This is a genomic window from Kribbella sp. NPDC026596, from assembly GCF_040638415.1.
Classification (GTDB): Bacteria; Actinomycetota; Actinomycetes; order Propionibacteriales; family Kribbellaceae; genus Kribbella.
In genome coordinates this window covers 1-7,606 of the sequence record NZ_JBEZYF010000135.1, presented here as the reverse complement: position 1 = coordinate 7,606, position 7,606 = coordinate 1, and the positions used below count along the sequence as shown (strand labels likewise).

Genomic DNA, 7,606 nt, shown 5'->3' with positions numbered 1-7,606 from the left:
ATGCGACCGAGTTTGTGTTTCCCCCGGCGCGAGAAGAACATTAGCCCATCTGCGCCGGAGTTCAAAAACCGGGGTCCACCGGACGTCGACGTACCGTCATCGCCTGGTCACCTTCGGACTGCCCGGCAGGGCCGGATCGCCTTAGCACTAAGGTGATCCGCGGAAGGAGCACCACATGCGTATCTGGCTCAACGGCACCCTGCAGGGCGACGAGGCGACGGTCTCGCCCCTGGATCACGGGCTGACCACCGGTGACGGAGTGTTCGAGACGATCAAGATCGTCGACGGCCGCCCGTTCGCGGTGACGCGGCATCTCGAGCGGCTGGTTCGCTCCGCGGTCGGTCTCGGCCTGCCCACGCCGGACGTCGCGCGGGTCGAGGAGGGCATCGCCGCGGTCGTGCAGGCCGATCCGGACATCCCGTTCGGCCGGCTGCGGATCACGTACACGGGTGGTGTCTCACCGTTGTCGTCCGATCGCGGTACGTCGGGCCCGACGATCCTGGTCGCGACCCAGGCGATCAAGCGACCGTCGCCGACGTCGGCCATCGTCACCGTGCCGTGGGTCCGCAACGAACGCAGCGCGGTCGCCGGCTTGAAGACGACGTCGTACGCCGAGAACGTGCGCGCCCTCGCCTACGCCAAGGAACGCGGCGGCAGCGAGGCGATCTTCGCGAACACCGTCGGGACCCTCTGCGAGGGCACGGGTTCGAACATCTTCTGCGTGTACGACGGTGAGCTGGTCACGCCGACGCTGGAGTCCGGTGCGCTCGCCGGCATCACCCGTGCGCTCGTCATCGAGTGGTTCGGCGCAATCGAGCGCGACGTACCGCTGGAGCGGCTGTTCGAGGCGGACGAGGTCTTCCTCACGTCGACGACACGCGACATCCAAGGCATCCACCGCGCGGACGACCGGGACCTCCCCGCCCCGGGCACCGTCACCGCCCAGGTCGCCAAGATCTTCGCGGACCGCTCCGCCGACGAGCCCAATCCCTAACGGACTCAGTCAACGTGAACCGCAGACCTGGCGGACGTTCCTAGGCGTCTCGACGCTGCTCAACCATCGGGTCGAGCAGCAACTGAAGGACAGGGCCGGCCAGTCGCACCCGCAGTACGAGGTGTTGGCGCGGCTCGCCAACGCACCCGACGGCGAGCTCCGGATGACTGAACTCGCCGGCGTCGCGTTGACGTCGAAGAGCGGCCTGAGCTACCAGGTGACCCAACTGGAGAAGGCTGGTCTCGTACGGCGTTCGTCGATGCCTTGAGCAAGCAGGATTTCGCCAGACTCAGCACCGCTTTGGATGCCTTGGCCTTCAGCCTCGGTCTGACCGGCGACGTGGTGACAGCCCTCAAGCCAAGCGAGTAGCCAGGCGGCGCGACGTACGGACTCCCCCGGCCTACCTAAGGATTACTCCCCGGAGGCTTTGCGGCGTTCGCGGTAGGCGGCGACGTGCAAACGGTTGCCGCAGGTACGCGCGTCGCAGTACCGCTTGGACCGGTTGCGGGACAGGTCGATCAGCGCGTCGTCGCAGTCCGGAGCCTCGCAGCGACGGAGGCGTTCACGTTCGCCGGCGGAGATCACCTGGGCCAGCGCGATCCCGCACTCCACCGTGATCCGGCACGCCAGCGACGCGCCGTCCCGCGAGTAGTGGATGTGCCACGGGTGCCCGTCGTGATTCGTCAGCCGCGGCGTCGTCGTACCGCGCGCGACGATCGCGTTGATCATCGCCGCCGCCGTCGCGTCGGAGTCCGTGGTGAACACCGGTGAGAACAACGGCCGCAGATCGCGGACCTCGGCCAGGTCCTTCTCCGTCAGCGTGTCGACCGCACTGAACTCGCGCTCGTGGACGAACTTCTCCAGCTCCTCGATCGTCTCCATCGTGTCGACCTGGCTGTTCGGTCCGGGCAGGGTATTGACCAGCCGGACCAGCGTGCCGAGCGCCTGCTCGGTGTCGTGCGAGAAAGTCACAATCACGTCTCCAACGCGACGGGGTCTCCGTCCTGCAGCAAGAGTAGCCCGGCCGGATTAGATCGTCGCTCAATGATGCGCTAAGGTTTCACCCGCAAGGCACCAAAGGCAACAACAGCACCAACTGTACGGGCGATTGGCGCAGTGGTAGCGCGCTTCGTTCACACCGAAGAGGTCACTGGTTCGAACCCAGTATCGCCCACCCGAAGTACGCGCAGGTCAGAGCGGGAACCCAGCACCAGCCGGGTCCCCGCTCTCGTAGTTTCAGCCCTCGTCAGGCAGCGAAAAGGCAGCAAGAGCCCCTAGGACCCGCTCTTGGGAGCCTCCCTGCACGTGGGTGTAGATCGCGAGTGTCGTCGTCGGCCGCTCGTGCCCCATGACCCGCTGTACGTCGGGAACCGGCACACCCGAGGAGATCAGCCACGACGCGTACGAGTGCCGGAGGTCGTGGAACCGCAGCCCACCTTCGGCGTGGCGCGACACGGCCTTCACAGCCTGTGCCTTCGTCTTGAACAGCTCGGTCTCGTCCCCGGCCGGGGTCGGCCAGGTGCCCCTGAACTTGTCGGCTTCCTCTACAACCCGGCCGAGCAGTCCGGCCAGGACGAGCGACGGCCGCCAGATACGCGCGCGGAACAGCGTCCGACGCAATGGGGTGCTTCCTCCCCCACCCGTTAGACCACGATCGTATGTAGACGGTAGCGGTCGCGGCGTCCAACCTGTGTTGGACCCTCTGCGAGCACGAGTGAGTGTCAACAGGCTTCTGACTGACCGTTGACGGCTGAGGCGATCGGATCCAGAGGCAGTAGGAAGGCAGCGAGCGGCGCGGTCGCACGCCCATGGCTCGGGGTAGGTAACAGCGGAGGCTCGTCGGAGCAGTGTCGCAGCCCTTGGTACGCGCCATCCGCCTTCACACCGAACAGGTCACTGGTTCGAACCCAGCATCGCCCACGCAGTCGATAGGCGATGACAGGCACATGCCGAAGACTACGGAGATTCCGGGAGTGAAGTCCTCGCCTGATTTCGAGCGCGGCCAACGCGGCGGAGCCACCACGGTGACGATGTTCGTCGCAGAATCTGTCTCGGGTTTCGCCAGGTCCTTGACAATCGGCGAATTGGTCTGTACCGAAGTTGTTGAGGTCATTGGACCCCGACGAGTGGCACCCGGCGAGGTATTGGTTATGGCAAGTTCCGCGAGCTCGGGCAGCGGGGACGAGGCGGATTGGGCCGCTCCGGCCCCCTCGCCATCAGCGAAGCTGCGACCGGGCCGGGTGTGGTACTGGGTGGCCCTGCTGGTCTTTGTTGCCGGGTTGGCCTGGCTTTTGCTCGGACTGGTCTTGCTCAACAACCGGATCGACTCCTTTGAGCGGGTGGCAGTGCCCGGGCAGGGCGAAGTCAGCCTGGATCACAGCGGGAGCTACGTGATCTATTACGAAGGACCGGGGGCCGCCGCTGGCAACGTCCCCGCCTTCGATCTCACGGTGACACCAGTCTCAGCCCCCGCAGAAGTGCAAAGCCTCGAGCCTCATTCCGGGTCGGTGACCTACAGCTTCGGCTCTCGGGAAGGGCGTGCAGTCTTGACCCTGGAGGTCACCCAACCCGGTAAGTTCCTGATCAAGGCGCCTGGTGCGCCTGCGGTCGCGGGCGGCAGCTGGCTCGCGGTCGGCTCCAGCATCGCCGGGGGCATCGTGCGCGTCGTCGTGCCGAGTGTCGTGGCCATGTTGGCGGCGGTCGGTGGCGCGATCGCGGTCGCCCTCGTCCGGCATTCACGGGCCAAGCGCGCCCGGTCGCCAGCGCCCTGAGGCCGGTTGGCTGCAGAGCAGCGAGAAGGCAGCGAACGCGGTGGTGCTCGTCGTCGATGCCAGGTGGCGGCAGCATCAGCGGAGGCCTCCGGAGACCAGTCCGGAGCTCCTGGTACGCAGGATCCGCCTTCACACCGACGAGGTCACTGGTTCGAACCCAGTATCGCCCACGCATCGACAGGCGACTCGTGTCCGCGGAAAGCTCGGACCGGGTCGCCTGCGTCATTTGTGCGGCTGCGCTTCGCTTGCCGCGAGCGGGGGCTCCGTCACCCGCACCCCCCTGGGCCTTCGCTTCGCTCGGCTACTGCCGGCCCTGAGGTCGGGGCTGGATCGACAGCCCTGTGGGATTGCTCGCAAGCCCCTCGCGCGGCAACCGGCTGGCGTGGGGTGGCACAGGAACTGGTGGGCTTGGACAGGTTATTGCTTGTCTTCGGTCACCAGGAGGGGTGCAAACCCCCGGCGAACGGCTCATCGTGTTGGGGATCAGCTGGCCACGGGGACGCGGCCTGCGGTCGCGGGGTGTCGTGGCTGTTAGGGGGTTGTGCGCCAGTTGGGGAGGTCGGCGAAGTGGACGTCGTAGCGGTCTTGTTCGGGGAATAGGGACTCGAAGACTGCTTCGCCGCGGCTGATGGCGGCTAGTTGTTCGAAGTAGCCAAAGCGTTCTATGCCGGGGCTGAGTACTACGAAGACGTCGGCCGTTTGGCCTTCCGCTGCGCCGAAGACGTGGTTGTGCCGGGCGGGATGATGACTAGGCCGCCCTTGCCCGAGCGACTCCTTCGATCGGATACAACGGATCCACCATGTCGATCGTCCGCAGCCTGAGCAACGACAGGAGCTACCCAGAGGGCTTCAGGAGCGGCGCGTCTCGGGTGAAGTACTGGAAACCGGCGCTGTAGTAGAGGCCGCGGGCGCTGGGGTGGCCCGGTGCGCCCAGGCAGACGACTGTCATGTGGTTGGCGCCGGCATCTCGGGCCAGGTGCATGCCGTGCAGGAGCATTGCTCTGCCGAGGCCGCGGCGGCGGTAGTCGGGATGTGTTCCGACTGGCTCGAGCCAGCTCTCACCGTCGCTTGCATACCCCTTGCCCCAGGTCCAAGCCAGCTCTCCGTACGACGAGCCGCTGTTCACCAGGTCGGGACGGACAGCCGTAATCCGCTGCGCCAGGTCCTGCATGAGCTGCAAGTCCGCGAGGCTCACGCGACCGAAGTCATCCATGATGCGCACTGTGTCAGGGCTCCGCGAAGCCGTCGACCCGTTTAGGCGTTGTCGAGGCGGTCCATGACGTCGGCGTCGAGCTGGAGGTCGAGGGCCTCCAGTGCCTCGTCCAGTTGGGCGACGGACGAAGGGCCGAACAGCGGGACGACGTTCTTGTGGAGGAGCCAGGCGAGGATGACTTGGTTCGGGGTGGCGTTGAGGTCTTGAGCTACCTGGCGTAGGGCTTCGTTGCGGGTGTAGGCCGTGGGATGGGCGTAGCCGCGCTGCGCTGAGAAAGGCCGGGTGGGGTTGGTGTAGGAGCCGGTCAGGAGGGATTGGTAGGCGACCAGGGTGACGTCCGGGTGCTCCGCCAGGTAGTCGAAGTGCTCGATGCCGGCGTGCTGGAAGTGCGGGGTGCCGTGGCGGCTTACGCCTTGCAGGGAAGGCGGATTGGGCCAGAGATAGGTGTAGTGCTGCTGGATGACGGAGTACGGCGCTACGCCCTGAGCGGCGGCCAACCCGCGGGCTCGGTCCAGGCGCCAGGCGGCGTGATTGCTGCAGCCAAACTGACCTACGGTGCCGTCGGCTACTAAACCGCCGAAGGCGGCCACGGTCTCGTCCAGCGGGGTGGTGCGGTCGTCGATGTGGGCGTAGTAGAGGTCGATGCGGTCGGTGCCCAGCCGATCCAGGCTCCCCTTCACCGCGGACTCGACGACTGTCGAACTGAGGCCTTCCCAGTGCGCGTCGCCGGGGTCTCCGGGCTTGGTCGTCCGGGCGCCGCACTTGGTTGCGATCGTCAACTGATCCCGATTGCCCCGGGACTTCATCCAACTGCCGAGGAACTCTTCACTCTCGCCGCCGTGCCCGGTCCACTGGTTGTAGTTGTTCGAGGTGTCAATGAAGGTCCCGCCGGCCGCGACGAAGCGGTCGAGGATCGAGCGCGCGGTCTCAGGAGGCGTCGAACTGCCGAAGTTCATCGCCCCAGGCACAGTGCGCTGACAGTCCGGCCGTTGCCAAGAGTCCTGTATCGCATGGAGCCAGGCTGCCTCCTAGAGCGCACTCAAGGTCAAATGAGCCAGGCGCCGGATTCCATCAGGACGCGGTCCTTGAGTTCGTTGACTTCGCGCCAGGCCTGGATCTTGGTGGGGGTGGCGCGGAAGTACAGGTAGTTCGCGAGCGGACGCGGATCGAAACCGGCCTTCTCGGCGAAGGCGTCGCCCTCAAGCTCGGCGAGGTCGCCGGCGCGCAGCGTTTCGGTGGTGGCGGTGATGTGGACGACGTCTCGGGTGTGGCCGAGAGTCAGGAGGAGCGTGGGGTTCTTCTGGAGGTTGCGGGCAGTGGGGTTGCCGGCCGCGGTCGAGAGGAGGAGAGACTCGCCGTTCCAGAGGAAGGACAACGGCATCAGGTACGGCGTACCGTCCGGGGAAGCCGTGGCGACCCAGGCGTCGACGTCGTTCTCCAGGAGGCGGAGAGTGTCCTGCTTGCGTACCGACAATGGGCGGGCCGGGTCCGTCATGGTGGCGCTCCTCGGGATCTCGTGTCACATGTGGTGCGGGTGGTCCGTCAATCGGATGACGGCGCCGGGCCGGGAAGTGTGACAGTACGAAGGATGTGGTCGGGATGGGTCAGGACGACTGGCTGGTGGCCCGGTTCGAGGAGAACCGGGAACGCCTGCACGGCGTCGCCTACCGGATCCTAGGCTCCGCGCCCGAGGCCGAGGACGCGGTGCAGGAGACGTGGATCCGGCTCAGCCGGTCCGAAGCCGGCTCGATCGACAACCTCGGTGGGTGGTTGACCACGGTGGTCGGCCGGATCTGCCTCGACATGCTGCGGACGCGCCGCGGGCGGCCCGAGCGGCCGGTCGCCGATCACTCCCCCGCGCTCGCGGACGACGCCGTACCCGATCCCGAACTCGAAGCAGTACAGGCGGATTCGGTCGGTCTCGCGCTGCTCGTCGTACTGCAGACACTGACGCCGGCCGAACGGCTCGCGTTCGTGCTGCATGACATGTTCGCGGTGCCGTACGACGACATCGCGCCGATCCTGGGCAAGTCACCGGCCGCCGCGCGGCAGCTCGCGAGCCGGGCGCGGCGGAGAGTGCAAGGTACGCCGGAACCGGCCGGACCCGACGCGATCCGGCAGAAGGAGATCGTCAGCGCGTTCCTCGCAGCGTCTCGCGGTGGGGACTTCGCGGCGTTGCTCGAGGTGCTCGACCCAGACGTCGTACTGCGTGCCGATGCGGCCGTCGTGGCACTTGGCAATTCGGCGATGGTGTCGGGCGCGGCGGCGGTCGCGGAGACGTTCTCCGGACGCGCGCAGGCAGCCAGGCTGGCCTTGGTGGACGGGCTCGCCGGGCTGGTGTGGTCGTATCGCGGCGAGCCGCAGGTCGTCTTCTCCTTCACCGTCACCGACGGCCGCATCACCGCGATCGAACTCCGCGGCGACCCCGACTATCTCCGCGACGTCGACGTCGCATCGCTGAAGGCCTGAACGGTGTGGCGAGTAGACAAACAAGTGGGGCTGTTGGGACGAATGATGTGAGATTCACGCTCGGAGCGTCCGCATCGCGACACCCTGGAATCCGGTTTTTGGATGGGCGAAAAGTGCGCTACTGTTCTGCTCTCGCACCGAGCGGAAACGCCGGAGCGA

9 protein-coding genes and 1 tRNA gene are annotated in these 7,606 nt (G+C 66.6%); 5 read left to right on the top strand and 5 right to left on the bottom strand.

Translation table 11 applies throughout. The annotated features are described in order from the left end of the window. Positions 1-175 precede the first annotated feature (175 nt). Positions 176-994 carry an aminotransferase class IV gene (locus AB0E63_RS45890; protein WP_360381054.1) on the top strand — a complete coding sequence of 273 codons (819 nt, stop codon included), beginning with the start codon at positions 176-178 and terminating at the stop codon, positions 992-994. Next, positions 987-1,262 carry a MarR family transcriptional regulator gene (locus AB0E63_RS45885; RefSeq protein ID WP_360381057.1) on the top strand — a complete coding sequence of 92 codons (276 nt, stop codon included), beginning with the start codon at positions 987-989 and terminating at the stop codon, positions 1,260-1,262. The genes AB0E63_RS45890 and AB0E63_RS45885 overlap by 8 nt, the downstream gene beginning before the upstream one ends. 143 nt (positions 1,263-1,405) lie before the next feature. On the opposite strand, the gene AB0E63_RS45880 is transcribed toward AB0E63_RS45885, so the two are convergent. Beyond that, positions 1,406-1,972 (bottom strand): CGNR zinc finger domain-containing protein, encoded by a 567-nt coding sequence (locus tag AB0E63_RS45880; protein ID WP_360381052.1) that lies wholly within the window; start codon positions 1,970-1,972, stop codon positions 1,406-1,408. A 124-nt stretch (positions 1,973-2,096) separates the two neighbouring features. On the opposite strand from AB0E63_RS45880, the gene AB0E63_RS45875 reads away from it, so the two are divergent. Then, positions 2,097-2,168: transfer RNA gene (locus AB0E63_RS45875), tRNA-Val, on the top strand. Between the two features lie 62 nt (positions 2,169-2,230). Here AB0E63_RS45875 and AB0E63_RS45870 read toward each other — a convergent pair. Next, a complete protein-coding gene (locus AB0E63_RS45870) occupies positions 2,231-2,614 on the bottom strand; it encodes a tyrosine-type recombinase/integrase (RefSeq protein WP_360381049.1) in 384 nt (127 codons plus the stop codon). Between the two features lie 326 nt (positions 2,615-2,940). Here AB0E63_RS45870 and AB0E63_RS45865 point away from each other — a divergent pair, with 326 nt between their 5' ends. Then, positions 2,941-3,765 carry a hypothetical protein gene (locus AB0E63_RS45865; RefSeq protein ID WP_360381046.1) on the top strand — a complete coding sequence of 275 codons (825 nt, stop codon included), beginning with the start codon at positions 2,941-2,943 and terminating at the stop codon, positions 3,763-3,765. 835 nt (positions 3,766-4,600) lie between these two features. On the opposite strand, the gene AB0E63_RS45860 is transcribed toward AB0E63_RS45865, so the two are convergent. From AB0E63_RS45860 to AB0E63_RS45850, 3 genes are all read right to left on the bottom strand, one after another. Continuing rightward, positions 4,601-4,978 (bottom strand): GNAT family N-acetyltransferase, encoded by a 378-nt coding sequence (locus tag AB0E63_RS45860; protein WP_360381044.1) that lies wholly within the window; start codon positions 4,976-4,978, stop codon positions 4,601-4,603. Between the two features lie 41 nt (positions 4,979-5,019). Continuing rightward, positions 5,020-5,934 carry an aldo/keto reductase gene (locus tag AB0E63_RS45855; protein WP_360381041.1) on the bottom strand — a complete coding sequence of 305 codons (915 nt, stop codon included), beginning with the start codon at positions 5,932-5,934 and terminating at the stop codon, positions 5,020-5,022. A gap of 89 nt (positions 5,935-6,023) precedes the next feature. After that, on the bottom strand, positions 6,024-6,473 hold the full coding sequence (locus AB0E63_RS45850; protein ID WP_360381039.1) for a pyridoxamine 5'-phosphate oxidase family protein: 450 nt from the start codon (positions 6,471-6,473) through the stop codon (positions 6,024-6,026). A gap of 104 nt (positions 6,474-6,577) precedes the next feature. Between AB0E63_RS45850 and AB0E63_RS45845 the strand changes: the two genes are divergently transcribed. After that, positions 6,578-7,447 carry a sigma-70 family RNA polymerase sigma factor gene (locus tag AB0E63_RS45845; protein ID WP_360381037.1) on the top strand — a complete coding sequence of 290 codons (870 nt, stop codon included), beginning with the start codon at positions 6,578-6,580 and terminating at the stop codon, positions 7,445-7,447. Positions 7,448-7,606: the final 159 nt, after the last annotated feature.

Bases quoted from the DNA above. Each gene is read 5' to 3' on its own strand.
- AB0E63_RS45890 (WP_360381054.1), top strand. From the start codon at position 176: ATGCGTATCTGGCTCAACGGCACCCTGCAGGGCGACGAGGCGACGGTC.
- AB0E63_RS45865 (WP_360381046.1), top strand. From the start codon at position 2,941: ATGCCGAAGACTACGGAGATTCCGGGAGTGAAGTCCTCGCCTGATTTC.
- AB0E63_RS45860 (WP_360381044.1), bottom strand. From the start codon at position 4,978: ATGGATGACTTCGGTCGCGTGAGCCTCGCGGACTTGCAGCTCATGCAG.
- AB0E63_RS45855 (WP_360381041.1), bottom strand. From the start codon at position 5,934: ATGAACTTCGGCAGTTCGACGCCTCCTGAGACCGCGCGCTCGATCCTC.
- AB0E63_RS45850 (WP_360381039.1), bottom strand. From the start codon at position 6,473: ATGACGGACCCGGCCCGCCCATTGTCGGTACGCAAGCAGGACACTCTC.
- AB0E63_RS45845 (WP_360381037.1), top strand. From the start codon at position 6,578: ATGGGTCAGGACGACTGGCTGGTGGCCCGGTTCGAGGAGAACCGGGAA.